Source organism: Paraburkholderia sp. FW306-02-B (assembly GCF_058782725.1).
Genome location: NZ_JBYSXZ010000002.1, coordinates 180,483 through 203,985, shown reverse-complemented (window position 1 = coordinate 203,985; position 23,503 = coordinate 180,483). Strand labels below are relative to the sequence as shown.

General features: G+C 61.0%; 21 protein-coding genes and 4 pseudogenes. 16 read left to right on the top strand and 9 right to left on the bottom strand.

Going from position 1 to position 23,503, the window contains the following annotated elements; all coding sequences use genetic code 11:
* The first annotated feature begins 94 nt into the window (after nucleotides 1-94).
* The 4 genes from AC3WOG_RS21800 to AC3WOG_RS21785 are packed head-to-tail and all read left to right on the top strand — an operon-like array spanning nucleotide 95 to nucleotide 4,650.
* Nucleotides 95-1,108 carry a sugar ABC transporter substrate-binding protein gene (locus tag AC3WOG_RS21800; protein WP_492580033.1) on the top strand — a complete coding sequence of 338 codons (1,014 nt, stop codon included), beginning with the start codon at nucleotides 95-97 and terminating at the stop codon, nucleotides 1,106-1,108.
* On the top strand, nucleotides 1,105-2,673 hold the full coding sequence (locus tag AC3WOG_RS21795) for a sugar ABC transporter ATP-binding protein (RefSeq protein WP_492580032.1): 1,569 nt from the start codon (nucleotides 1,105-1,107) through the stop codon (nucleotides 2,671-2,673). The genes AC3WOG_RS21800 and AC3WOG_RS21795 overlap by 4 nt, the downstream gene beginning before the upstream one ends.
* Nucleotides 2,670-3,698 (top strand): ABC transporter permease, encoded by a 1,029-nt coding sequence (locus AC3WOG_RS21790; RefSeq protein ID WP_492580031.1) that lies wholly within the window; start codon nucleotides 2,670-2,672, stop codon nucleotides 3,696-3,698. The genes AC3WOG_RS21795 and AC3WOG_RS21790 overlap by 4 nt, the downstream gene beginning before the upstream one ends.
* Complete coding sequence (locus tag AC3WOG_RS21785) at nucleotides 3,691-4,650, top strand: ABC transporter permease (protein WP_492580030.1); 960 nt, start codon at nucleotides 3,691-3,693, stop codon at nucleotides 4,648-4,650. The genes AC3WOG_RS21790 and AC3WOG_RS21785 overlap by 8 nt, the downstream gene beginning before the upstream one ends.
* 15 nt (nucleotides 4,651-4,665) lie before the next feature.
* Here AC3WOG_RS21785 and AC3WOG_RS21780 read toward each other — a convergent pair whose 3' ends face one another.
* A complete protein-coding gene (locus AC3WOG_RS21780) occupies nucleotides 4,666-5,721 on the bottom strand; it encodes an ABC transporter permease (RefSeq protein ID WP_492580029.1) in 1,056 nt (351 codons plus the stop codon).
* Nucleotides 5,718-7,205 (bottom strand): sugar ABC transporter ATP-binding protein, encoded by a 1,488-nt coding sequence (locus AC3WOG_RS21775; RefSeq protein ID WP_492582399.1) that lies wholly within the window; start codon nucleotides 7,203-7,205, stop codon nucleotides 5,718-5,720. The genes AC3WOG_RS21780 and AC3WOG_RS21775 overlap by 4 nt, the downstream gene beginning before the upstream one ends.
* A 454-nt stretch (nucleotides 7,206-7,659) precedes the next feature.
* Between AC3WOG_RS21775 and AC3WOG_RS21770 the strand changes: the two genes are divergently transcribed.
* Both AC3WOG_RS21770 and AC3WOG_RS21765 read left to right on the top strand, forming a co-directional pair.
* A complete protein-coding gene (locus AC3WOG_RS21770; RefSeq protein WP_492580028.1) occupies nucleotides 7,660-7,938 on the top strand; it encodes a hypothetical protein in 279 nt (92 codons plus the stop codon).
* A gap of 139 nt (nucleotides 7,939-8,077) precedes the next feature.
* Entirely contained in the window at nucleotides 8,078-8,359 is a 282-nt protein-coding gene (locus AC3WOG_RS21765) for a hypothetical protein (protein WP_492580027.1), read from the top strand.
* 185 nt (nucleotides 8,360-8,544) lie between these two features.
* Here the strand turns inward: AC3WOG_RS21765 and AC3WOG_RS21760 are convergent, their stop codons facing one another.
* Nucleotides 8,545-8,703 carry a hypothetical protein gene (locus tag AC3WOG_RS21760; RefSeq protein ID WP_492580026.1) on the bottom strand — a complete coding sequence of 53 codons (159 nt, stop codon included), beginning with the start codon at nucleotides 8,701-8,703 and terminating at the stop codon, nucleotides 8,545-8,547.
* A gap of 226 nt (nucleotides 8,704-8,929) precedes the next feature.
* Between AC3WOG_RS21760 and AC3WOG_RS21755 the strand changes: the two genes are divergently transcribed.
* From AC3WOG_RS21755 to AC3WOG_RS21745, 3 genes and pseudogenes are all read left to right on the top strand, one after another.
* On the top strand, nucleotides 8,930-9,763 hold the full coding sequence (locus AC3WOG_RS21755; RefSeq protein WP_492580025.1) for an RNase A-like domain-containing protein: 834 nt from the start codon (nucleotides 8,930-8,932) through the stop codon (nucleotides 9,761-9,763).
* Between the two features lie 8 nt (nucleotides 9,764-9,771).
* A complete protein-coding gene (locus AC3WOG_RS21750) occupies nucleotides 9,772-10,062 on the top strand; it encodes a contact-dependent growth inhibition system immunity protein (RefSeq protein WP_492580024.1) in 291 nt (96 codons plus the stop codon).
* Between the two features lie 111 nt (nucleotides 10,063-10,173).
* Nucleotides 10,174-10,371: pseudogene (locus AC3WOG_RS21745) on the top strand (transposase); the annotation flags it as partial.
* A gap of 94 nt (nucleotides 10,372-10,465) precedes the next feature.
* Here the strand turns inward: AC3WOG_RS21745 and AC3WOG_RS21740 are convergent.
* A complete protein-coding gene (locus tag AC3WOG_RS21740; RefSeq protein ID WP_492582398.1) occupies nucleotides 10,466-10,810 on the bottom strand; it encodes a transposase in 345 nt (114 codons plus the stop codon).
* A gap of 1,614 nt (nucleotides 10,811-12,424) precedes the next feature.
* On the opposite strand from AC3WOG_RS21740, the gene AC3WOG_RS21735 reads away from it, so the two are divergent.
* Nucleotides 12,425-12,682 carry a DUF4148 domain-containing protein gene (locus tag AC3WOG_RS21735; RefSeq protein ID WP_492580023.1) on the top strand — a complete coding sequence of 86 codons (258 nt, stop codon included), beginning with the start codon at nucleotides 12,425-12,427 and terminating at the stop codon, nucleotides 12,680-12,682.
* A 204-nt stretch (nucleotides 12,683-12,886) separates the two neighbouring features.
* Here AC3WOG_RS21735 and AC3WOG_RS21730 read toward each other — a convergent pair.
* A pseudogene (locus AC3WOG_RS21730) lies at nucleotides 12,887-13,072 on the bottom strand (hypothetical protein); the annotation flags it as partial.
* Between the two features lie 50 nt (nucleotides 13,073-13,122).
* On the opposite strand from AC3WOG_RS21730, the gene AC3WOG_RS21725 reads away from it, so the two are divergent.
* Both AC3WOG_RS21725 and AC3WOG_RS21720 read left to right on the top strand, forming a co-directional pair.
* Nucleotides 13,123-13,440 carry a P-II family nitrogen regulator gene (locus AC3WOG_RS21725; protein WP_492580022.1) on the top strand — a complete coding sequence of 106 codons (318 nt, stop codon included), beginning with the start codon at nucleotides 13,123-13,125 and terminating at the stop codon, nucleotides 13,438-13,440.
* A gap of 275 nt (nucleotides 13,441-13,715) precedes the next feature.
* Nucleotides 13,716-14,054, top strand: coding sequence for a hypothetical protein (locus AC3WOG_RS21720; RefSeq protein WP_492580021.1), 339 nt, complete (start codon nucleotides 13,716-13,718; stop codon nucleotides 14,052-14,054).
* Nucleotides 14,055-14,141: 87 nt separating this feature from the next.
* On the opposite strand, the gene AC3WOG_RS21715 is transcribed toward AC3WOG_RS21720, so the two are convergent.
* A complete protein-coding gene (locus AC3WOG_RS21715; RefSeq protein WP_492580020.1) occupies nucleotides 14,142-17,003 on the bottom strand; it encodes a hypothetical protein in 2,862 nt (953 codons plus the stop codon).
* A 676-nt stretch (nucleotides 17,004-17,679) separates the two neighbouring features.
* Here AC3WOG_RS21715 and AC3WOG_RS21710 point away from each other — a divergent pair.
* Nucleotides 17,680-19,893, top strand: coding sequence for a beta-glucosidase family protein (locus tag AC3WOG_RS21710; protein WP_492580019.1), 2,214 nt, complete (start codon nucleotides 17,680-17,682; stop codon nucleotides 19,891-19,893).
* A 114-nt stretch (nucleotides 19,894-20,007) separates the two neighbouring features.
* Here AC3WOG_RS21710 and AC3WOG_RS21705 read toward each other — a convergent pair whose 3' ends face one another.
* Nucleotides 20,008-20,133 carry a hypothetical protein gene (locus AC3WOG_RS21705; RefSeq protein WP_492580018.1) on the bottom strand — a complete coding sequence of 42 codons (126 nt, stop codon included), beginning with the start codon at nucleotides 20,131-20,133 and terminating at the stop codon, nucleotides 20,008-20,010.
* Between the two features lie 97 nt (nucleotides 20,134-20,230).
* A pseudogene (locus AC3WOG_RS21700) lies at nucleotides 20,231-20,671 on the bottom strand (transposase); the annotation flags it as partial.
* Nucleotides 20,672-20,893: 222 nt separating this feature from the next.
* Between AC3WOG_RS21700 and AC3WOG_RS21695 the strand changes: the two are divergent.
* The 3 genes and pseudogenes from AC3WOG_RS21695 to AC3WOG_RS21685 form a co-directional block, all read left to right on the top strand.
* A pseudogene (locus AC3WOG_RS21695) lies at nucleotides 20,894-21,019 on the top strand (ISL3 family transposase); the annotation flags it as partial.
* 178 nt (nucleotides 21,020-21,197) lie between these two features.
* On the top strand, nucleotides 21,198-21,413 hold the full coding sequence (locus tag AC3WOG_RS21690; protein WP_492580017.1) for a hypothetical protein: 216 nt from the start codon (nucleotides 21,198-21,200) through the stop codon (nucleotides 21,411-21,413).
* Between the two features lie 336 nt (nucleotides 21,414-21,749).
* Complete coding sequence (locus AC3WOG_RS21685; RefSeq protein ID WP_492580016.1) at nucleotides 21,750-22,085, top strand: EthD domain-containing protein; 336 nt, start codon at nucleotides 21,750-21,752, stop codon at nucleotides 22,083-22,085.
* An 87-nt stretch (nucleotides 22,086-22,172) separates the two neighbouring features.
* Here the strand turns inward: AC3WOG_RS21685 and AC3WOG_RS21680 are convergent, their stop codons facing one another.
* Nucleotides 22,173-23,129 carry an AraC-like ligand-binding domain-containing protein gene (locus AC3WOG_RS21680; RefSeq protein ID WP_492580015.1) on the bottom strand — a complete coding sequence of 319 codons (957 nt, stop codon included), beginning with the start codon at nucleotides 23,127-23,129 and terminating at the stop codon, nucleotides 22,173-22,175.
* Nucleotides 23,130-23,503 lie beyond the last annotated feature (374 nt).

Genomic DNA, 23,503 nt, shown 5'->3' with positions numbered 1-23,503 from the left:
ATAACCATAGCGACAATCGATGGTTTCAGGCACAGGGCGTTGTTGATTAGAGTCGTCGCGAGATAAATCCATTGGTCCTTCACTCTTCGACGACATGACGCCCTTTCATAAAACCCTCGCAACGCTTGCCGCCGCCGCATTGACGATTGCCGCCCTCAGTTCTTTCTCCGTGGCGCATGCACAGGGTGACGCGGCCTCCGGCGACAACACCGTGCCGTCGCTGAAAGGCAAGCGCATCGGCATCACCGCGGCCGGCACGGATCACTATTGGGATCTGAAAGCCTACCAGGGTGCGATCGAGGAAGTGAAGCGCCTCGGCGGCACACCGATCGCGCTCGACGCCGGGCGCAACGACAACCGGCAGATTGCGCAGATCCAGACACTGATCGCGCAGAAGCCGGATGCGATCATCGAACAGTTGGGCACCGCGACCGTGCTGGAGCCGTGGTTGCAGAAAATCCGTCAGGCCGGCATCCCCCTCTTCACGATCGACACGGCTTCGCCGTCGAGCATCAACGACACGACGTCGGATAACTTTTTTATCGGCGAACAGCTCGCCCTGAAGCTCGTCAACGATATTCACGGCGAAGGCAATATTCTCGTTTTCAACGGCTTTTACGGCGTGCCCGTGTGCGCGATCCGCTACGATCAGTTGAAGGCCGTGCTGAAGTACTACCCGAAGGTCCACATCATCGAGCCTGAACTGCGCGACGTGATTCCGAACACGGTGCAAAGCGCCTACGCACAGGTCAGCCAGTTGCTCGCGAAGTATCCGAAGGGACAGATTGCCGCGATCTGGGCGGCATGGGACGTGCCGCAAGTCGGCGCGACGCAGGCCGTCGATGCCGCGCATCGCAACGAGATCAAGACCTATGCCGTTGACGGCAGTCCGGATGTCGTCACCCTGGTCAAGGATCCGAAGTCGAGCGCCGCTGCCGTGGTCGCGCAACAGCCATCGTTGATCGGCAAGACCGCAGTCGATAACGTCGCGCGATATCTGGCCGGAGACCGCACGCTGCCGCTGTACACCTATGTGCCATCGATCCTCGTGACGAAGGACAACGCCGGCTCGATCCAGCAGACGCTCGGCCAGCTCAGCGCGAAATGAACGCGGCAGCTCGCCCGGCCGCGCTCGAATTGCGCGGCATCGTCAAGCACTTCGACGGCATACCGGCGCTGCGCGGCGCCTCGCTGGACGTCGCGCGCGGCACCGTGCACGGCCTGATCGGACAGAACGGCGCCGGCAAGTCGACGCTGATCAAGATTCTCGCCGGTATCTACGCCGCGGACGCCGGCACGATCGCAATCGACGGCGTCGCCCGGCCGCTTGCCGCCCTGGCAGGCCGCACGCCATCATCTGAAATCGGGTTCATTCATCAGGAACGCCTGCTGCCCGCTACGTTCACGGTTGCTGAAGCACTCCTGCTCGGCAACGAGCCCGCAATCGGCGCGCGCGCAGCAGGTCCGTTGCGGCTGCTCGACGTGCGCCGCATGCAACGGGACACGCGCGAAGCGCTGCTGACGCACTTCGGCGTCGACTTGCCGCCGAACCGGCTGATCGCCGAACTGAGCGTCGCCGAACAGCAGATCGTGCAGATAACGCGGGCGCTGATACGCGAACCCCGCATCCTCGTGTTCGACGAGCCAACCGCTGCGCTCGTGAGCCGCGAAGTCGACCGTTTGCTGCAGACCATCGACCGTCTGCGGCAACGCGGTCTGACGATCCTGTACGTGTCGCACTATCTGAACGAGATCGCCGCCATCTGCGATCGCGTCACCGTGTTGCGCGACGGCGCCGATGTCGCGCACGTCGACGCACGCACCACGCCGACCGAAACGCTCGTCACCGCGATGATCGGTACGCAGGCGGCGGCACGGACGCCTGCCCCGTCACGCACACCGGGCGAGCCGGTGCTGAAGGTGCGCAATCTGCGCGTACCCGGACGCTTCGACGACGTTTCGTTCGACGTGCGGCGCGGTGAAATCGTCGGCGTGACAGGGCTGCTCGGCTCCGGGGGCAAACAGGTCGTGCGCAGCCTGTTCGGTCTCGAGCGCGGCGTGCGCGGCGACGTCGAGATCAACGGCAACGCCGTACGGCTGCGCCGTCCGCTCGATGCGGTGCGTCGCGGCATCGCGTTCGTGCCGGAAGACCGCCGCGCACACGGGGTGGCACCGTCGTTGTCCGTGCGCGAGAACATCACGCTCGCGAGCCTCGCGCGCTTCAGCCGCTTCGGACTCCTCGCGCGGCGACGGGAGACCGGCATGGTGCGGCACCTGATCGAAGCACTGGACGTGCGCACGCCCGGACCGGAGGCGCCGGTGCGGCATCTGTCCGGCGGCAATCAGCAGAAAGTGGCGCTGGCGAAATGGTTGAGCCGCGGCTCAGACCCAGCTTCGTCGGTTTATCTGCTCGACGAGCCGACGGTCGGCGTCGACATCGGGGCAAAGATGGAGATCTACCGGCTGCTCGACCGGCTCGCGCAAGAAGGCGCCGCCATCCTGCTGTTTTCCAGCGACCTGATCGAACTGCTCGACGTCACCGACCGCGTACTCGTGATGGCACGCGGCCAGATCGTGCGGGAACTCGTGTCGCGCGAGACCGTTAGCCAGGACGTGCTCGCATGGGCGACCGGTGCGCGCGGCACAGCGCAGCAACAGGAGAACGCCGCATGAGCAAGGTGCTCGAAGGCACACGGCACGGCGCGAGACTCGAACTGCCCGCAGGCTGGTTCGGCGCGCAGTTCTGGCTACGATGCGGCGCCGCGCTGGCGTTCGCCGCGGTGTTTGCGGTTTTTGCCGTCAGCTCGCCGCTGTTTGTCACCGTCGCGAATCTCGCGAATGTGCTGCAGCAATCCGTTGTCGTCGGGATTCTCGGATTCGGCCTGACGGTCGTGCTGATCGGCGGCGGTTCGGATCCGATCAAAGGCGGCCTCGATCTCTCGGTCGCGGCGAACATGGGCCTTTGCGCGGCGGTTTATGCGGTCGTGCTACGCGAAGGCGCGCCGGAAAGCGCGGCGCTCGCCCTGACGATTGCCGCTGGGGCTGTCGTCGGCGCGCTCAACGCATTCGCCGTGATCGCGTTGCGCATCTTCCCGCTGCTCGCCACGCTGACGACAATGAACCTCTGCGCCGGTTTCGAACTGGTGCTGACGCAGAACACGTCGGTCCCGGCGGCGAGCCCGGTGCTGACATTCCTGCTGGATAGCGGGCCGTTCGGCGTGCCGCATCTCGCGTACGCGCTCCCGATCGTCGCGACCCTCTTCACCGTACTGATTCACTACACGCCGTTCGGCCTGAGGCTTCGCGCAACCGGCGCGCATCGTGACGCCGCGCGGGCCGCCGGTGTGCCGACGAACGTCTACGCCGCGGCCAGCTACGTGTTGAGCGGCATCGCGGCAGCGCTCGCCGCGTTGACGTCTGCCGCGCTGCTGAGCGGCAGTTCGCCCGGCGCCGGGGAAAATCTGCTGGCGGTGGTCGCTGCCGCGCTACTCGGGGTCGTGTTCTCGCGGCGGCTCGTACCAACCATTCCGGGCACGCTGCTCGCAGTGCTCTTCATCGGCATCGTCAGCAACGGCTTTCAGCTCGACAACGTGTCGAGTTATTGGGTCAACGGTGTCGAAGGCGCGTTGATCCTGTTTGTCGTGGCGACGACCGCCGTCATCCGGCGCCGGCACACAGGAAACCATGCCAATGATTGAACAGATTGCACGCCTGCAGCGCTTTGCGCTCGTCGGCGCACTGCTTGCCGTGATCGCATTCTTTGCCGCGTTCGCGCCCGGCTTCGCGCGTCCCGGCAATCTCGCCGACGTACTGCTGAACAACTTCGCGCTGCTCGCCATTGCCGCGCTCGGGATGACACTGGCGTTGTCGATCGGGGCAATCGACCTGTCCCTCGGCACCTCCGTGGATGTCGCGAGCCTCGTATTCGTGCTGTTGAGCATGCATCAGGTCGGCGTGTTGCCTGCTTTGCTCGGCGGCCTTGCCGCGGCGCTGCTGGTCGGCGCGTTCAACGGCGTGCTGATTGCCGGGCTCGGTATCGCGCCGTTTCTCGCAACGCTCGGCACGCTGTTCATCGGCCAGACCGTCCAGCAACTCGCGACCGATGGCGGACAACCGGTTTATCTGCTGAATGTCACGTTGCCGCCGCTCTTCAGCGAACTGGCGCACGGAACTTTGGCTGGCTTGCCTGTGCCGTTGTGGATCGTCGCCGTGCTTGCCGTTGCCGTTCATGTGACGCTCGCGTGGTCCGTCTTCGGACGGCAGAGCGTAGCGCTTGGCGCTCAGCCGGGCGTCGCGCGCTATTCAGGGTTGCCGGTTGCGGCGATCACGGCCGTGACGTTCATTGCCAGTGCGCTGATTTATGGCGTTGTCGGTCTGCTGCTTTCATCGACGGTCAAAGCCTATGTGCCGCAGGCCGGCAACGGCTATCTGCTGAATGCGATCGGGGCGACCTTCATCGGCACGACCCTGTCGCCGGCGCGCCGGCCTGGCGTAACCGGCACCCTGCTGGGCGTATTGCTGATCAGTCTCGTCGCAAACGGGCTGTTGCTGATCGGCTGGAATTTTTACTGGCAGCAGGTCGCAACCGGCGTGCTGATCTTTGCCGTGCTGGCTGTGAGCTTCGCGCAACGGCACGGCCGCTATGCATGAGCCGGCACGTGTGGCTTATGCGCGTGAGTCAGCGCGCCCTCCGACGCTGAATGTGAACGCCAGTGCGAGCACCAGCAGCACGCCCTTGATGAAATCCTGCATGTAGTACGGCGCGTTCAGCATCGTCAGCCCGTTGAGCAGCACGCCGACAAATACCGCGCCCACCACCGTGCCGAACACGTTGGGCCGCTTCGCGCCCCACACCGCATACCCCACCAGTGCCGCGGCCACCGCATCGAGCAGCAACGAGTGTCCGGCGCTGACATCGCCGCGGCCAACGCGCGCGGCGATCAGCACACCGCCCAGCGACGCGATTGTTCCCGACGCGACGTACGCGGCAATCCGGTAGCGCGCAGTGGGCGCGCCGGCGAGCCGCGCGGCCGTTTCGTTGCCACCGATCGCATAGATCACGCGGCCCCAGCGCGTCGTCTCCATCACGATGCAGGCCAGCACCGTCAACGCAGCGAGAATGAGCACCGGCAGCGGCACGACGTCGAAAAGACGCAGACGCCCCAGCGCAAGAAACGTATCGGAGAAAACACCGGTCGCTTCCGTGCCGTCGGGCAACACCGTGCCGGCTGCGAGCGAACGCCCGCCCGTGGGGATCAGTTGCAGACCGGCCAGCAGGAACAACGTGCCGAGCGTCGCGAGTTGGTCGGGCACGCGCAGGCGTGTGATGAGCAGTCCGTTGAACAGACCGGCTGCGACGCCGAGCCCCACGCACGCGAGCACCGCCGCAACCGCACTGCCATGCCAGACGATCAGCACATAGCTCGCCGCCATCTGCGTCGATGCGGCCACGCTGCCCACCGACAGATCGAAACCGCCGGCCGCCAGCGTGACCGTCACGCCGATGCCGAGCAACGCGACGATCGATACCGCCTGCAGAATGCTGAACAGATTATCGACGTTCAGAAACGCAGGTTCCTTGATGGCGAACACGGCAATCAGAATTGCAAGCACGAGCAGGATGCCGGTGCGTTCGAAGTGCTCACGCAAACCGCTCAATGCGGGGCGTGAACGCGTGCCGGATACGGCGTCTGAAGCGAGAGAGGATGTGCCGGGTTTCATCGATGGATGTGAAAAGTCATATCAGTAGTAGGTGTGCGATCGAGCGTCGCGCGATCGAAGCGCACGACGCGATCCGCGATCTCGAACGCCTCGTCGAGATCGCTGACGAATACGAGCGTGGCGCGCTCATGTGCGTGCCGCCGCAGCGTATCGACGATATCGGCGCGCGCGCCGGCATCGACACCCTGAAACGGCTCGTCGAGCAGCAACAGCCGGGCGCGTTCCGCATGCCAGCGCGCGAGCACGACCTTCTGCTGATTGCCGCCGGACAGGCGTGTGAGGCGGTCGTCGGGGCCGGTGCAGCGAATGCCGAAATTCGAAATCGCTTCGATGGCGGCATCGCGCTCTCGTTCGCGGTCCACGGCGCCGCGCTTGAACCAGCGCGACAGGAACGGAAAGCTGAGCGTGCCCGCGATCGACGCGAACGGCACGCTATCGGGAAACAGCGACGTGCGCCGGCGATCCTCGCCGGCAAGGAACACGCCTGCGCGAATCGCATCGGCGGGCGAGCGCGGACGCCATGGCTGGCCGTCCAGCATCATCTCGCCAGCGGCGGCGCGTGTTGCACCGAAAATCGCACGCGCAAGGCGCGACTTTCCTCCGCCCACCGGGCCCGCTATCGCGACGATCTCGCCGCGCTGCACGTCGAGATCGAACGGGATGCTGTGAGGCGTCACCTGAAAATCGCGCACGCTGAAGCAGGGTTCGAGCGACGCCGCGTCTGCCGCATCTTGAGCGCGATCTTTGGGTATGGGCCGCCCGATCATCGTTTCGACGGCGGCATCGAAATCGATGGGCGGCTTCAGGTCGGCGACGATACGCCCGTCGCGGACGATCGTCACCCGATCGGCGATACGCCGCAGATCGCCGAGTCGATGCGATACCAGCAGGATCGCCACACCCTCCTCGCGCAGCCGGTCGAGCAGCGCGAAGAGCCGTTCGGCTTCCGGGGCGGACAGGCTGGCGGTCGGCTCGTCGAGAATCAGCAGCGTGGGATGCGAGGCCAGCGCACGCGCCAGCGTGACGAGCTGCTGAGCGGCGAGCGACAGCGACGCGAGCGGCGCCGACAGATCGACATCCAGCCCGACTCTTGCAGCAAGCGGTCTGGCGGCGTCACGCCGCGCCGCAGGCGGCACGCGCCAGGGCGACGCCGGATCGCACAGCCGGTCGAGCAGCAGGTTATCGGCGATCGACAGCGCCGGCACGACCGCGTCGGCGATCGATTGATGAACCGTCGCGATGCCGAGCTGTTTTGCTGCCTGGGGAGAAGCTGGCCGATACGGTTCGCCGCGTAACGTCAAGGTCCCGCTGTCGGGCAGATACACGCCGCTCAGGATCTTGACGAGCGTCGACTTGCCCGCACCGTTCGCGCCCATCAACGCGACGACTTCGCCGGCACGAATCGAGAGATCGAGTTTCGACAGCGCGACGGTGGGACCGAAGTGCTTTGCCACGGCAACTGCCGTCAGGATCGGCGACGACATCGTGAACCGGCTCTCGCCGGTAGTCAGGCTTGTTGAAAGCTGGGAAGCGTTCGTCCACGGCGTGCCTGGACTCTGCCGATCGATAACGCCGCGTGGCCTGCCCATCTGGTTCTCCTTGTGAAGGGCGCGTCGCACCGCCACCCGTTTCCTGTGTGCAATAGCCGACAAGATTACGGAGGCGCGCGGCGCCGGGGAACCAACGATTTTTCATTTGGATTCTTTCGGAACGCCGGATCGGGTCGTTCAAACACGTTTCTCGATGCTTCAGCGAAAGTCCGACCTGATGACTTCGGCCGCCCACTTCTGGGCAGTTTTCTGAAGCCCACCCACCTCGAAATATTCGGTTTCAGAACTCACAAACCCTTGGTCAACATGACGGGCGTCTGCAGCGTTAAGGAAATGAACGGTGAGAAACCGTCCAGGTACCTGAACGGGAAACGTGCTGGAGCGGAACATGAAAAACACTAACGAGCAGTCCCTGCGTTGTCAGGTCGAAAAGTGGCTCGCACCGGGTCCCGCGACACCCGTTCATGTGACCAGATTCAGTCGCACCGGATGGAATGGGCGGCGCTACGTGTGCGTCGAGACGTCGTCACCAGCCGGAGCGCGCGCGTTGTTCTTCTTCAGGCACGATGACGGCAGCTGGTGCGTATTCCCGCCCACTGCCAACGGGCGGAAGCCGACCGCAGAGCACCCTCTCGTGCAGGCGACGGTCGCAAGCTTGCAGAGCTGAATCAAGGCGCTCGCGTTTCAGCGTGGTGCATAGGCGGGTGCGCAGCTCGCGCACACGCTCTGCATCGCTGGCGCCGTCAACGACCAGCATTACACTCTCAGAACGATCGGCGACGGCGACTTATAAGGAGACAGATGTCGTGGAACGCGCTGAATTCCTCGCCGCCACCCGACAACTGGCAGCCGCCGCCGAGATTCTAGCCAAGGCCGGTCCCCAGGATTGGCGGTTCGATGCGTTCCAGATGCTCGCGTTCTTTCGCCGATACGACCATCCTGGTCTCGGCTTGAATGCGATCGCAACGTCCGACGACGAACTGTTCACGCGCACAGGCCACGCCGCACTGACTATGGCCGGACGCAATGAGTTTGCCGCGTCGCACGCGCTTCTCAAACAGGCCCGGTCGCTTTTGCACGCTACATGAAAGCCGCTGCGGCGAGCTGGAACTGCACCTGCGTCAGCATCCGACGCGGTACCGCCTGAGGTGCGCAAGCGTCATCATCGAAGAGCGATTGATGCCAGTAGCGGCTCCTATATATCGGCCACTGGCCAAATCCGCCAGACGGCCGGCATTTAAACATCGATTGGCGTTAAAAGCAGCTTGCAAATTCACGGGCGGCGCTCGACGCAAATATTCACTAAGTCCTTTCTGGTTGAATCATTCGTATCGTCGGCATCGTGCCGTACGGCGGGCAGTTGCTTGAGCAGCTCTGGCGCGCCCCGGGCATGATTTTCACTCGATAGAAAAACCAGCACCGTAGCATTCATGGTGGCTTGCAGATACAAGAAAGTCGGAAAAGCGCGGCGGTTACGTCCTCTGCCCAGGGCGATTGCATGAAACGTTACAGATGGTGGCGGGACGGTTGTAAACCCGGTTGGCCGTTGTTCAAGCAGCTAGGCTGACCGCAACTGGAAATCCCGACTATCCCAAAAAACAGCATGAAATCAATCTGTTAGCATCCAACCTTTCATTCATTGAAAGGAAATATTCAGGATGACTCAAGCTTGCGAAACTGAAGGAGTACGCGTGGTGCTGAGCGCGCCGCAACTCGCGGCCGTGCTGTCGAACCAGTCAATTAGCCCGAGCGAGATGCTGAGCAACCGGCTATGGGGCGGTTGGCAAGTGGTCGGCGGCGTGCTGGAAATGGCGGGAGCGGCGGCGCTGTGCATTGCGCCGGAGCCCACGGGCTTGACCAAGCTGGGGTGTATTGCGTTCGGCGTGCACGGTTCGGACACAGTAGCGGCGGGGGCGCGTCAGATGTGGACGGGGCGGGATACGATCACGCTGACGCAACAGGGTACGAGCAAACTGGCTGAGGCGATGAAGGCGCCGCCGGAGATGGCGAACAACATTGGCTTGTCGCTAGACATCGGGGTGTCGTTTGGTGTCGCCGGGATCGTGAAGGCAACGCGTGTTGGCAGCGTGACGATGGGCCGAATCAATTTGCTGCAGCATGAGGCGACTGCGGCCAATCCCCGGCTTGGCGGGCATACGCTTCTTAAGCATGTGGCACGAACAGATGATCAATTGCACGCTAGACTGAAGGCGGAACCATTGAGGAATTTTGTTTCAACATTCACAAGTCGAGAATCTGCTGAATGGGCTATTTCTGAGATTCTGCGAACCGGAAACAGTCAGATAAGGGCATGGGCAAGGTCATCTTTACGAAGCCCTTTGCCACTTCGCGGAAGCGTAAGTAAAGATGTAGGGCGCGTTCTTTCCAGGGAAACCGGAAAAATAACAAGCGCAAGAAAGGTAACTGTGATTCTGAATCTCGAGGTCTACAATGGAATGCCGTATTACATACTTACCGCGTTTGTGAGGTGAATTTATAAATGAACAATTCGCGATACGAAAATCTATGGAATATCATTGTTGGATATTTTCACGAGGATTTTGATTTGTTTGGGAAAGATTTATTTGAAATAATTGATTACCACAAAAGCGTTTCCAATGAAATTCAAATAAAATCCGCGATAGATGAAATCGATAAATTTAAATCAAAAAACCCAGATAGCCTTGATTCAGCCTTCAAGCATGAATTCGGAGACCAATTTAATCCCCGGACGTGGGGATATACAACTGAATCATTCCTTGATGAGCTAAAAAGACTATTGCAAGAGTAGTTGCTTGCCTGGATGCCGCCGTAATCCGCGCCGACCAAATGCGCGCCTCGTCAGAACTGCTGAATCGCGAGGAAGTGAAAAAGCAGTTCAGGGCATGCGGTTACCCGGCAACGCTGGCTGCTCGATCACAAGGCGTTCCTGTTCTACCTGCCCGCCTACAGCCCCGAACTGAACATGATCGAGATTGTCTGGCGGCAGCTGAAATACAGATGGCGACGCTTTGTTACCTGGACTCGGGACACCATCGACGCCGGCCTCGATGAACTGCTACGCGGCTACGGCATCGATTTTCAAATCAAATTTTCGTGAACACTTACAAATGGTGTCGTCGTTTTATGATAAAAGAGCAGCGGAGCGAGAAATTTCTGAAATAATGCAAAAAAATTCGACACGTATTAAGCTTTCAACAAAAAGTGAATCTGTAGTCTGCCCCGAATCCCTGAAGGATTGCATCGACATCAGCTTCAAGGGTTTTGGTGTCGCGGGCCTTGAAGGCCAGCCACTCGTATTTCATCTTGCGCCAGAGCTTCTCGATGCGATTGAGCTCCGGGCTGTACGGTGGCAGGAAGTACAACGTCAAGCCATTCGTCTGTAGCAGCCGGAGATAAGGCCGCAGTGCGCGGGCCGTGTGGGCCGAAGCATTGTCGAGAATCACGGTCAGCGGCTTGCCGACGTGTTCGACCAGCAGGCCGAGAAATCCGACGAACAGCATCGAGGTCATCGTCTCCCACAACTTCACCGCAAACAGCCCTCCCGAGGACAGTAGACACCCCTTACCGTAAGGATCACCTGAGCGTGTAGCCGGCTTGAGTGGCCGTAGTTTTTTACAAGCAGTATCAACCAGGCAAGACGTCCTGTCGAAAGGTTGCGTTGGCGATCAAGTGTGATGACAAAACAGGTAGGACCGGGACTCGCTAAACCTGATGAAGCATCGGAGCTTCGAGCTCGCCAGCGGAATGAGGTACGAGTCAGCGGATCTCATAGAGGCCCCGCAGCACATCAGGCTGCAACAAGGCCGGATATAGAGGTGCAGCCCATCCTGTTCGTCAACATACGTGAAATCCTGGCGCAAAGGGGGCCGTTCATATAGATGCTTCAGGTTGATCTGTTCTCGCAGCGGATGCCGGAAGAAATCTTGTTCCGGCACAGGCGTCTTCGGACCCATCTGCACCTCATCGAAAAATGCAGGACTCTCGCGTTAATGTGCCAGGTTCCTGCAAATCTCACAACACCATTTCAGCCTCAAAGCTCCGTCGCACGAGGCGCTACGGGTTATTCAGGGCGAACTAATGAGCTTACCGCGTCGCACGCGCTTCTCAAGCAGGCCCGGTCGCTTTTGCCCGCTACATGAAAGCCGCTGCGGCGAACCGGAACTGCACCTGCATCGGCATCCGACGCGATACCGCCTGAGGTGCGCAAGCGTCATCATCGAAGAGCGATTGATGCCAGTAGCGGCTCCTATATATCGGCCACTGGCCAAATCCGCCAGACGGCCGGCATTTAAACATCGATTGGCGTTAAAAGCAGCTTGCAAGTTCACGGGCGGCGCTCGACGCAAATATTCACTACCGCTCCGGCATCGCACGCCCTATAACGTATTTGCAGGGCGATTATTACGTGTCGAGGGTCCACAAAATCCGTTGACACTGCCAGTTCGCACGCCACCTTGCGCCTCGGAACCTCGGTTCGGCGCACTGCTTCCCTTACATTCCCGACGACCTAGAACTTTGGCATCGGCCGGTTGGCCCGCTGACCCGAAGAGCGCTTTCGCGCGTCCGAAAATTCCGTTTGGATGCCAAATTCGGGGCACACGAATAGCGCAGCGAATGAACGGAAAATCCAACCTAATTAAGGAGCGAACGTGAACTCAAGAATGTTGATCGCTTCCGCGGCAGGGTTGTTTGTCATCGCCGGCTTTGCACATTCGCAAGGCATGCCGCAGACGCCACAACCCGCCCCACAGGAAAACGCAGCGACTCAGGATGCCGCCCCCGGTGCGGGGACGCAGGCGTACGGCGGCGTGTCCGACACGAAGATGCAAGGCGGCGTAAAACATGCCAGGCCCTGTGGCACTGACCCACAATGCAACATCTTTTTCGGAGGGAGCTAAAAATCAGGTAGTGATGCACGGGACACCAACAGAAAACCGGGGGGTGGCCACAGCGGGTGAGTTGACCGACGTTGTCCGTGTTGCGGCCGCGTTCACCGGCCGCTCGCCCCTTCTTCACCCCACTGAGGCCGCCGAACAAGAACACTGTTCTGGATGCGAGTCGCTTACGGACTTCTTGAACGGCAAACAGGAGACGAAAAATGACCCGCAAATTCTGGGTCAGTCACAAGGTATTACGTGGAGTACATAGATATGAAACCCCTCAAATTCGCAGCAGTTATTGCCGCTGCTCTCGCGTTCGGGTACGTTCAGGCTCAGGATACGTCGCCTAAAACGCAGGCCACCAGTCCCGCTGTGTCTTCGACAGACTCTTATGGCGGCGTCCCTGCCAGGACCAGCGACACAGGCATGTCAATGGGTAAAACCCGGGCCCAGGTCAAGCAGGAGTATCTGCGCGCGCGTCAGTCGGGTGAACTCGACAAGATAAACCAGCAGTATGGCGGGCAATAAAGACAGAAGTGTGCGATTCCGGAGCAGCGGCCAGCCGCTGCTTTGTTACCGTCGACAAGCGTTGCAATCAAGTCCTGCCGGATTGCCTCGGCGGCGTCCGGTTGAGCGGCCACACGGACTCGTGGAGCGCCACCGTGCAGCGATGCATGCGCAACGGTAGCGCTGTACCTTGGCTACCGTTGTCGCTGGCGTTTGCAATAGGCGTTATTGCCCGATTTGCCGGCTTACGCGGTTCTGCTGCTGGTTCAGCGCGTAATCCTCGTGCCTGGTGATATGACTGCCGTTCTGGCTTGCCATGTCACGCTCCTCCTGGCGAATCTGATGGTCATCGCGATGCAGTCTCGCCGCCTCGGCGTGCGACATTTCACCCGCTCTTACTTCCTGATGCAAGGGTTACCAGGAGCAGACTCTTTCAATAATCGAGCATTTAGGAGGAAGACATGGAACTGAAATGCGTTGTTGCCATTGTCAGGCCTGATGTAGTTGAAGTACTGGAGCGAAAGCTTGGCGCCATCCACATCCACGGCGTGACCGTTACGAGAGTACGAGGATTCGGCGCGCACCCGAATCTCTTCGCCAATGATTGGACAACGGAGCACGCCAAAGTCGAAATCTTCGCGCAGGCGGAAAACGTCGATATGCTTGTGAAGACCATCATGGATATCGCGCATGTCGGCGCAATTGGAGACGGAGTCGTTGCGGTCATCCCGGTGGAGAAATTCTTCCGCGTTCGCAGTCAGGCGGAGGCGATACCTTGACTCAATGGCAAGTGTCCGACCCGCAGGAGAAGGGGCTTTTTTCTGTCCTTCTGGACGGCACTCGCGCTTTACACTGCGGGAAGGTCTAAGCGTACAGATGGACGACAGGCTGTTTCGCGGATACGCCCGGGCTTAATTGCTGTCCGCGTTGGTAAACGTGCAACGACGGTTGCCAATGTATTCCGACTTGAGGCATGGGCGCTTATAGTGGAACCACGGTCGCCCTGAGGCGATCTTTCTGTTCAGGACGGGCACCTTTGACGGGGGACGGCAAGATGGCTATCGCTTCTGGTTTGGCTTACGGTTCGCAGGAACAAACGCCCGAGTCATTGCTGACACTGGTCAAATATCTCGAGCTCGCGCTCGACGAGGGGAAGTGCGTCGTCATGATGCGGCACGGTCCAGACGTGTGTGCCGTCTACATTGGCGACCCCGCGGACGAGGACAACGAGTTGACTGGTCACGGCACGATTACGACGAGCGTGGCTGACGAGATACTCGAGTTGACGCAGGCAGGCGTAAACGGGATAACAGCCGGCGACCAGACGTACCGCTTTGTTCGAAGCTTCACGCACATCGCCGACGTTGGGGCTGTCGTATTCGCTCCGGCGTAGACCTGTCCGGGAGCGTTTAAGCCGCGGAACCGAACCCTGACGAGTGGCATCATCAAGACCGAAGGCGTTCAGCGTCACGCCATTCGATCACTCTCCAAGTTGGCCAATACCCGGCAATTGCGCGAGACGGCTGTCGCGCAGTTGTCGCAAAAGCGCGGCGCCCTCTTCCCTGAGTCGGGCGCGCGCCACCTCGTTCGCCGGACTGATTGCGTTCATCGCCGCAACCGCATTCATCGCGCGAGGCGTCATCGCCCTATCGTGACGTTGCAGTAGTCGCCGGCCAATCTCCGTGACATCCCTGACCAACTCATCGTCGCGCGCTCCCGTCGCCGCGAGCGACGGGTTCGCCAGCGCCAGCGTATCCACCACGCGTCCCAGTAAATGCGGCGGCAAGCGATCGGCGAGCGTGTTGAAGAGCCGTTCGAATTGCACCTGGTGATCGTTTTTCGGTAATGCCAGGAACCGCTCGGCGATAGCCTCCAGCGCAACCGCGATTTCCTCCGGCGTGCGCGCGGAGTCCCGCAGCGCCGACTCCAGCGTTTTTAGCGCGCCGGGGCTCCGGTGGTCCGCGCCGCCACTGGCAATGAACGGCTGATCGAGACCCGGCCTCGTCACCCGTCCGCCGGCAGCCGGACGCGGCACCCCGAACTCTTTCGCCAGCGCTTCGAGCCCGCGCCCGACTGCGCCTGGCCCCCCGAGCTCCATCGCCAGTTGCCGCCGGGTTGCATCGCCGATGGCGAAATCGCGGAACAGGTCGTCGATAATCGACTTGCGTACGTCGGCCGGCGCGCCTTCTCCGGCGATATGGCGCAGCACCACCGTTTGCAGTTCTGGCGCAAACGTGGGCAGCGCGCCCAGCAACTGACTCGCGGCATCGCCAGGCACCGGAACACGGTCCGCGTGCGCCTCCTGCGTGTCGAAATGAGGATATGCCTCACCGGCAATCGTTGCGAAGAGCCGCAGCGTATCGCGTTGTGCGCTATCCAGCGGTATGCGCTGCCGGATGCGGCGCAAGGACGTCAGCACGGCGGCGGCCTCCGGCGCCGGCAAGGTCGCGACGCGCGTCAGCTCGGCGCTCAGCACGTCGGCCAGCACCCGAGGGTGGAGCTTGCGTGCCGCGCCGACGAAGCCGTCGATCAGCGTTTGCGGCAGACGGCCGCCGTGAGCCATCACGTTGGAGACGAGATCCGAAGCATTGGCGCTGGGCAGATCGCGGATTCGGCCCAACACCGCGTTGACGATGCGGCCGCTCTCTTCGTCGCTTAGCTTCGAGCGCATGCGGTCATCGGCGACAGTGTTCTCAATCAGCTTGATCGCCGCGCTGACGAACTGACCGGGCTCGCCCAGGTTCGAAACCACCGCCAGCACCATATCGCGGCCTGCGGGCGTCGCCTCGTCGTAAGCGCTGAACATGTCGCTGAGCGCGGCCTCCTGGTTCGTCGGGTTCAGGCGCGACCACCCTTGTTCCAGCAGTTGCAGAAGCTCGGCGGCATCCCGCGGGTTGCCGGCGAAATGCGAGAGACCGACCGCGAAGCCCAGCAACGGCAACTGCCGCTGTGCCGCCGGCGTGCCGTGCGGCGCGGGCGCCTGCGGCAGTCCGGCAAGCAGCGCCGTCTTCAATGCGTTGCGGGTTCGCGTGTCGAGGAACGAATACGCGGAAACCAGCAGCGGCATGTGCTTCGCCGCTTCGCGCGCGTCCTCGGGTGCAAGCGCGTTTTGCAGCGAGGCAATGGTTTGCCCCGCCGTGCGCAGCACCAGGCCAGGCTGGATCGGCATCTGGTCACGCTGTGCCTCGCGCAGCATCGCTTCCAGCACGGCTTGCTGTCGCGCGTCGGTCATGTCCACAGATTTGCTCGACACGGCGCGGTTGATGGCCGCGTGCGCCGCGTGCAACTCAGTTTCGCTCAGGCTGCCGGCCCCGGCGGCAATCAGGTTCTGCAGGTAGCGCGCCGCACCCAGGCGCGCGACGGGGTTGGTCGCCGCACCGGTCCTGTCGTTCACCGCCCGAGTCAGAACCCGCGCCACCGCTGCACGCATCGCGGGGTCGTCGCCCAGCACATCCGAGATGAACTGGTTGCGCTGCGACGCATTTCCGCCAACCGGCAAGCCGCCTCGCACGATGCACGACAGCGTGCGCGAAAGACCGCGCTTGTCGAGCTTTGCACCGGGTTGCCCAGCGGCGGCAAACATCTGTCGCAGCAGTTGCCCGTAGACCGGGATCAGCTCGGCAGCCGCCCGCTCACCAACTTGGTGGGCCCGTTCGAGACGCGCTTCGAGCGTATCGAGTACCAACCGGAGTGCCTCGTGCCGCGGGCTTTTCCGCCCGATGGCGGTCTGGACCGCATACGTGGCGGCGTTCATTGCGCCGATAGGCGGCAGGATCGACGACAACGCAAAGCTCAGCTTCTGTCCCCGGGTTCGCGGCAGTTGCCCGCTTGCGCTGCGCTCCGCGCTCCACGACTCGCTCGACGCAAGCAGGTGCCGCAGCAGCGTAACAAGCTGCTGCCCCTGCAGATACTTCAGTCCCGCCTTGATCGCGTCGAGCGCATACGACTGGGCCGCGCCGCTTGCGCTGAAACGGCTTGCGGAGAGGTGTCCGGTGACGGCAAGCAGATCCTTCACCAGGCGCGCCTTGTGCCGCGGTGCCAGATTCCTGCTGTCCAGTTGCTTGAAGACAAGCGACAGCACGTCGCTGACCGTCTGCTTGTCTCCGGCTGCAGCGCCGAATTGCGGCAGTTGCACCACCATCGCCTGCAGCAGCGCGAAGCGCTGCGCAGAACCGACCGCCGGCCTGTACCCGGCTTCGATGTGGTCGTCATCCTGCTGGAACAGGTCCTTCACGAAGGCGACAAAATGATGGCGATGTCCGCGCAGCCTGTCGCTGTCCGACGCGAGTGCGATAACCGGCACGAACGCGGTCTGATTGTCGACATGCCCTGCCCCCGCCATGACGCCGTCGTGGCGCCGGCCGCCACAGAGTTCCACATAGGTGCGCGCCCAATGCGTCCGCTGTGCGCTATCGGCGCTTGCGGCGAAGTTTGACCGTTCAGGCGAACCGGCATCTTGTTAGAAATCGACGACCTCCTCGCGATTCACATCGGAATAGATGTACTACGCTGTCTCGGGGTGGGTCAAATTTAGATGAAAACGGCGGGTCAGAATTCGGGGGAAATCAACAGCCTAATGGCAAACGATATTTCCAAGCTTGTCGGCAATGTTGAGCAGTCCGTGACCGTTATCAAGGCTCGCTCAGCCTTCCAACGATTCGAGGTTAACCTTCGCCGACGCATTCCTCATCCCTACGTTTCAACCACTACTCATCGTGCTGAATGCATTGGGCTTTGCGCGTTCAACGCGTTTAATCGCCAATAGTTTTTAACGGGCAACCATCATTCAGCATAAAAACGCATCGTATTAGTAAAAGTACTGATGCTGTAGTCAGACTACATTCTTACATTACTCAGCACGGAGAGTCGTTACAGTCAATCCGATGGTCCCGATTCCGTTCGGGCAGGCAAACGTTTGCGCAGCCACCCTGCGTCGCCAGCCTTCGTGTCCGGTGTGAACCTGTCGGACTCGCTCCGCTTCCGCATTCCAACAAAAGCAGAATCTCGGAGAGACAGATATGCAGAAGAAACTATGGCCAGCGGTCGCGTTAGTGGCGGCCGTGTGCGTCGCTGCCCGTGCGGATGTACCCGACTTCCCACTCGATTTCGCACCCACTTCAACTGCGATGAACGCGTTCGGATCGGCGGCCGCGCATCGGCGCGCCGACACCCTCGTCAGCAAGATGACGCTCGGCGAAAAGCTGCAGTTCATTCATTCGGAATACGCAATGTCTGCCGTGCCGGGAGGTGGTGCGGGCTACATTCAAGGGGTACCGCGCCTCGGCATTCCTGATCTGAACATGGTCGACTCCGCGACGGGCTCCGGCAGCACGTCGCAGGCCAGCACGACCTTCCCGGCAACGATCGCGCTTGCGGCAAGCTGGGATCGCCGCCTGTCTTCCAATTTCGGCAGACAGGTTGCGATAGAACTGCGTGCACAGGGCTTCGGAATGGGACTTGGCGGCGGCACGAATCTCGCGCGCGAGCCGCGCGGCGGCCGGCTGTTCGAGTATCTCGGCGAAGATCCGGTGCTCGCCGGCGAGATGCTCGCAGAGCGCACCGACGGCACGCAGCGTGAGAAGGTCATCGCCACGATCAAGCACTACGCCGGCAACGAGCAGGAACATAACCGGGGGGGCGGCAACAGCCAGATCGACGAGCGCACGCTGCGCGAACTCTATCTATTGCCGTTTGAAATTGCCGCAAAGCGCGCGCAGCCGGGCAGCGTGATGTGCAGCTACAACCGGCTCAACGGCGACTATGCGTGCGAGAACGCGCATCTGCTCAACGACGTGCTGAAGAACGATTGGCACTTTGAAGGACAGGTCCAGTCGGATTGGGGGGCGACGCATAGCACGGCTAACGCGATCAACGCAGGCCTCGACGAGGAAGAGGACGTCGGTTCCACCGTCTATCTGACACCCACGGCAGTTCGGCAGGCGATCGCGAGCGGCTCGGTTTCGACCGCGCGCCTCGACGACATGGTGCGACGCAAGCTGTACGTGATGATCCGCATCGGCGTGATGGATGATCCTCCGAAGGGCGGCACCACGATCGACTTCGCTGGCGCGAACGCATTCGTGCAGGCGGTCTCCGAGCAGTCGATGGTGCTGCTCAAGAACGACAACAACCAGTTGCCGCTCTCCGCAGCCTCGCTCTCACGGATTGCGGTGATCGGCGGACACGCTGATGCGGCCGTGCTGACGGGCGGCGGGTCAGGCAATACCCGTGATCCGGTCACGGGGGCATTCGCGGGTTGCGGCGGCTTGACGTTCGGCACATCGACTGGGTGCAGTTGGTGGGCCAATCCGTGGCTGAAGCTGAGCACACCTATTGTTGCAGCGATTCGCGCGATCGCGCCGTCGGCGCAGGTGAGCTTTGCCGGCAACAGCGATCAACAGACGCCGTTTCGCGCGTACACGCAACAGGAGATCGACCAGGCGGCGGCGCTCGCGGCCCGCTCGGATGTCGCAATTGTCGTCGTCGCGCAGCCGGCGGGCGAAGACTTCGGCGATTTGCAAAGCCTGAGCCTTGCGAATCCGTCGAACCAGGATGCGCTCGTCGACGCGGTGGCCCATGCCAATCCCCGCACGATCGTCGTCGTGGAAAGCGGCAACCCGGTGCTAATGCCGTGGAAGGATCGCGTGGCGGCAATTGTGGAAGCCTGGTATCCGGGTGAAGGCGGCGGCAATGCGATCGCGAACGTGCTGTTCGGCAAGGTCAATCCTTCCGGCAAGCTGCCCGTCACCTTCCCCGTGCGCGATCAGGATACGCCGACGTGGGGGCAAAGCGGCGCGTTCGAGCCGGATCCCGTCTACGCAGAGAAGCTGAACATGGGCTATCGCTGGTACGACGCGAAAAACATCACCCCGATGTTCGAGTTCGGATACGGGCTGTCGTACACGCATTTCTCGTACTCGGGGCTTTCCGTCAAACATCGCCCTGACGGCGCGATCGACGTGTCGTTCACGGTGCGCAACGATGGCCGAATGGCGGGCGCGGAAGTGCCGCAGGTGTATCTCGGCGTGCCCTACCGCGACGAACCGCCGCGACGTCTGGTCGGCTGGGAGAAGATCGGCCTGAACCCCGGCGAAGCACACCACGTTCGCATCACGGTCACGCCGCGCATGCAGAGCGTGTGGGACACGTCGCGCAATGGCTGGCGGTATGTGCCTGGCGGGACGGTGTACGTCGGGGCGTCGTCGCGTGACATCCGGCTGCAAGGGAGCTAAACCTCGTACTCCCGTCACGCACCCGGGCGCGGCATGTTCCGCGCCCGGGGCAATGGGCTGAACCGCTTGCCAACAGGGCATGGCGAGCGGCGAGCGCCGCGGGCCATCATCGGCTCAAGCCGCTTTCCAGCGAAGTGCGGCTTGTTCGAGTTCGCGCGCCAGCGGCAGTACCTTGCGCCCGAAGTACTCCACATCCTCGATGAAATGCAGGAAGCCAGCCGGTACAAGGTCGACGCCCACCGACTTCAGTTCAACTGACCCGCTCGGCGATTTGCTGCGGCGTGCCGATCAGATTCGTGCGAAAGCCATCGTTGTACTGGACGAGATCGTCGAAGCTCGACGTCGCCCACCGGCGCAACATCTTGGAGATCACATGGATTTGCTTGCGATCGAGTATCTCGCGCAGCTGCTCGCGGTACATCCAGGCACGGGCGGTGCGGTTGGTGGTGTACTGGCTGATCAGCGCCTCGAGATCGGTCAGTTGCGCGAGATTCAGCTTGTCAGCATCTTTGAGCAGCGACCAGCGCATGCCCTTCAGTGCAGGATCGGTCTTCTGCTGCTCGCGGCGCACACCATCGAGTGCTTTGGACGCGTGCGCCACCACATGAAACTTGTCGAACGTCACACGCGCATCGGGCAGATGCTCGGCCACGCCCTTGATGAAGGCGGGCGACATGTCGATGCTGACCGATTTGATCTGCGCAGGCGTTGTGTTGTGTTGCTCCAGGTGATTGGCAATCCGATAAGCAATGCGTTTCTTGTTTCCGTAATGTATGAATCTCCTGATGAGTTCGTCGCGGAAGTAAAGGAATCAACGAAAATGAAGGGCTCGCATCTATCAATCGATATGCTTCTTTCGAAGTTCGAGTGGGTGCGCTTCCGGGTCAAGTGCGGGCGCAAGCCCGGCGAAGCGAACACTTGACGCGCGCGGGGTAAATAGGCTGGTGCAGGGCTGGTTGCGGCAGAATGCGGCAACCAGCCCTGCAAGACAATGCGAACAATGACGAATCAAACCCAACTCTTTGAGGCGGCCTTGGGAATCAACGCGCCGTGGTATGTGCAAGGCGTCGATTTCGGCACGGAACTGACGATTGCCGTGGACTTTGTCGCGGGCAGCCGGTTTGCCGCGATGGTGTCATCCGTAGAAAGCAGTCCGGACTCGTCCAGCATCGTGACCAAGGAGCGACCTTCGGCCACGGATTGGCGCGCAAGCTTGCTTACACGAGCGTATCCTTGTCGAACCACCTAACGAGCCGGAGGCGCTCACGCGTATTGCCGCGCTGATCAGGCAGCAAAACGCCAAATTGACCGCATTGATCAGCCAAGGCATCGACGAAGGGTGGGTGCATGCCGACGTTGAACCGGAACATGCCTCGACGGCGCTGTGGGCGATGATGAATGGCGTTATCAGCCTGATGTGGCGCCCAGACGACCTTCGATTGGACGCCAATCAGATCGACGGCCTGCTTGGCACAGCGATCTCGTTGTTGACCGACGGTATTAGAGGGCGGGGCGACTGACGCATCGCCGCGCTGGCGTTGCGGTCACAGAGGCCGAATCTATAAAGGTTGAAAGCAATCAACCTGCGGAATGCGGATGACGCGCGCCGAACCAGAATGAATTCCCCTACTTTGCGTACGGCTCTAATACGGCCGTTGCGCGCGCGATCGCATAAGTTCCTGCAGACGATTGTCGGTCATCGGAATGTCGCTGAAGTGGCAGTTCGAGGCTAACGCGTTGTCACCCGCAGTCAGGCAATCAGCTTTTCGTCCCCTTACTCTTATCGTCAACCCGTCGCGGACGGTTGGATACCGAGTCATATCTCCGAATCAGCATTTCACAACGCAGGACACACTATGCATACCATCGCGTTCCTCTTTAAACGCAAGCCCGGCATGACGCGAGAAGCGTTCGACCACCACTACAAAGAAATCCACGCTCCTATAGCGGCCAAGTTGCCTGGGCTTGTCGAATACAGACATTATCCGGCGCGCGAAGCGAACCGGGGCGACGTACACGCACACATTCCGCATGGATTCGATGCCCTGTCTGTCTATACGTTCGAAAGCGAAGAAGCCGCCGCAGCAGCATGGAACTCGCCGGAAAACGGGCCGGTGCAAACCGACACGCTCCTGTTCATTGATGTCGAGACGATGATTACGTTGCCGCTGACATTCCGAAAAGTGGTCTGATACCTGGCAAACCGAACTGTGCCGGTTTAAATGCGTGGTCAACGGGAATGACGACTGGGCTGCGCGCCGCAGTCGTCATTCCCGTCATCAATGGAGCTTTTGCAGCAGGCTATGCGGCACGATGCCGAAAGCCTTTTTGAAGGCCCGCGTGAAATGCGAGAAATCACTAAAGCCGCAGTTGATCGCCGCTTCGGACACCTGCTTCGCCCGCCCTTCCGCAAGGGCACGATAGCTCGCCGCTAGCCGCTGCTGCCACAACCAACGAATCGCCGTTGTCCCTTCTGAGGCAAAAAGCCGATGAATCGTTCGCGGCGCGACATGGCAATCGGCGGCGATCACTGTGATGTCGAGTTCCGCGTCGCCGAGTCGATCAAGCATATACCGCTTGATCCGTTCAATCTGCACCGCCTGTCTCGACTCATCGCCTCTCCGACCCAATAGCTCGTGCTCGAGTGCGACTGCGACGATATCGACGACAGAGCCACTCAAACGCGCGGCGAGCTGTTCGTCAGTGGCATGCCAGATATTCACCGTTTCACGAATCACTGAGTTGACGAGCGCACCCAGACGCGAATCACCGGCAAATTTAAGTGCCATCAACTTGTCAATATCGGGAATTCGCGCCGCAAGCACCGGGCGTGGAAATTTCAGGATCAGCGAATGGTACTGCTCACCGAAATTCAATGAAAACGGTCGAGCCGCATCGTACAAGCCGATATCGCCCGAGCGCAGCGCGGCCTCGCGCCCGTCTTGAGAGATCGAAACACTCCCGCTCCGAATGAGGCAAAGCTGCAGATCGTCGCTCGGCGATTGGCGAATGTTGTCAGCCGTTCTCGCGTACGTCATCGCCGTTGAAGAAATGTCGCTAAGCTGCCCGGTGCCAAATGCATGCACCGAGACGCTCGCATCCAAATCCCGTTCGAGCGACGAACACGACACCGCCACATACGTGCGGCAAACGACGTCTCGCCAAAACTCAATGCGACTTTGCGCGGACACTTCGGAGGTAGAAAAATGTGTCGTCATATCGCTGAAAACCTTCATCCAAACCCGTAACAGTAGCAAGCAATATTTAAGCCAACGATCAACCCCGCACAGCACAGGGTTTCAGTGGTCGCGGCTACCCCTCAATTTCATTCCACGTCAATACACCGCGCCAGTTATGTGCGCCAAGCGCACCAACTTAGGCAACTTTGCCGTCCAAAAACGACGCTCACGGTCAGACCGATCAAGCGTTGTTGAGACTCTTCACCGAAGGGACCCCGGGCGCAAGGCGGGTTTCCCCCCCGAACGACAGATCAGATGAAATTCCACCATAGCGATTGGCGAATCCAGTCCAGCGTATGGCGTTTGTGAGCGAGTACCGCGAATTTCGCCTTCATACATTGCGGGCCATACCAGTCTTTTTCTTCACCGCG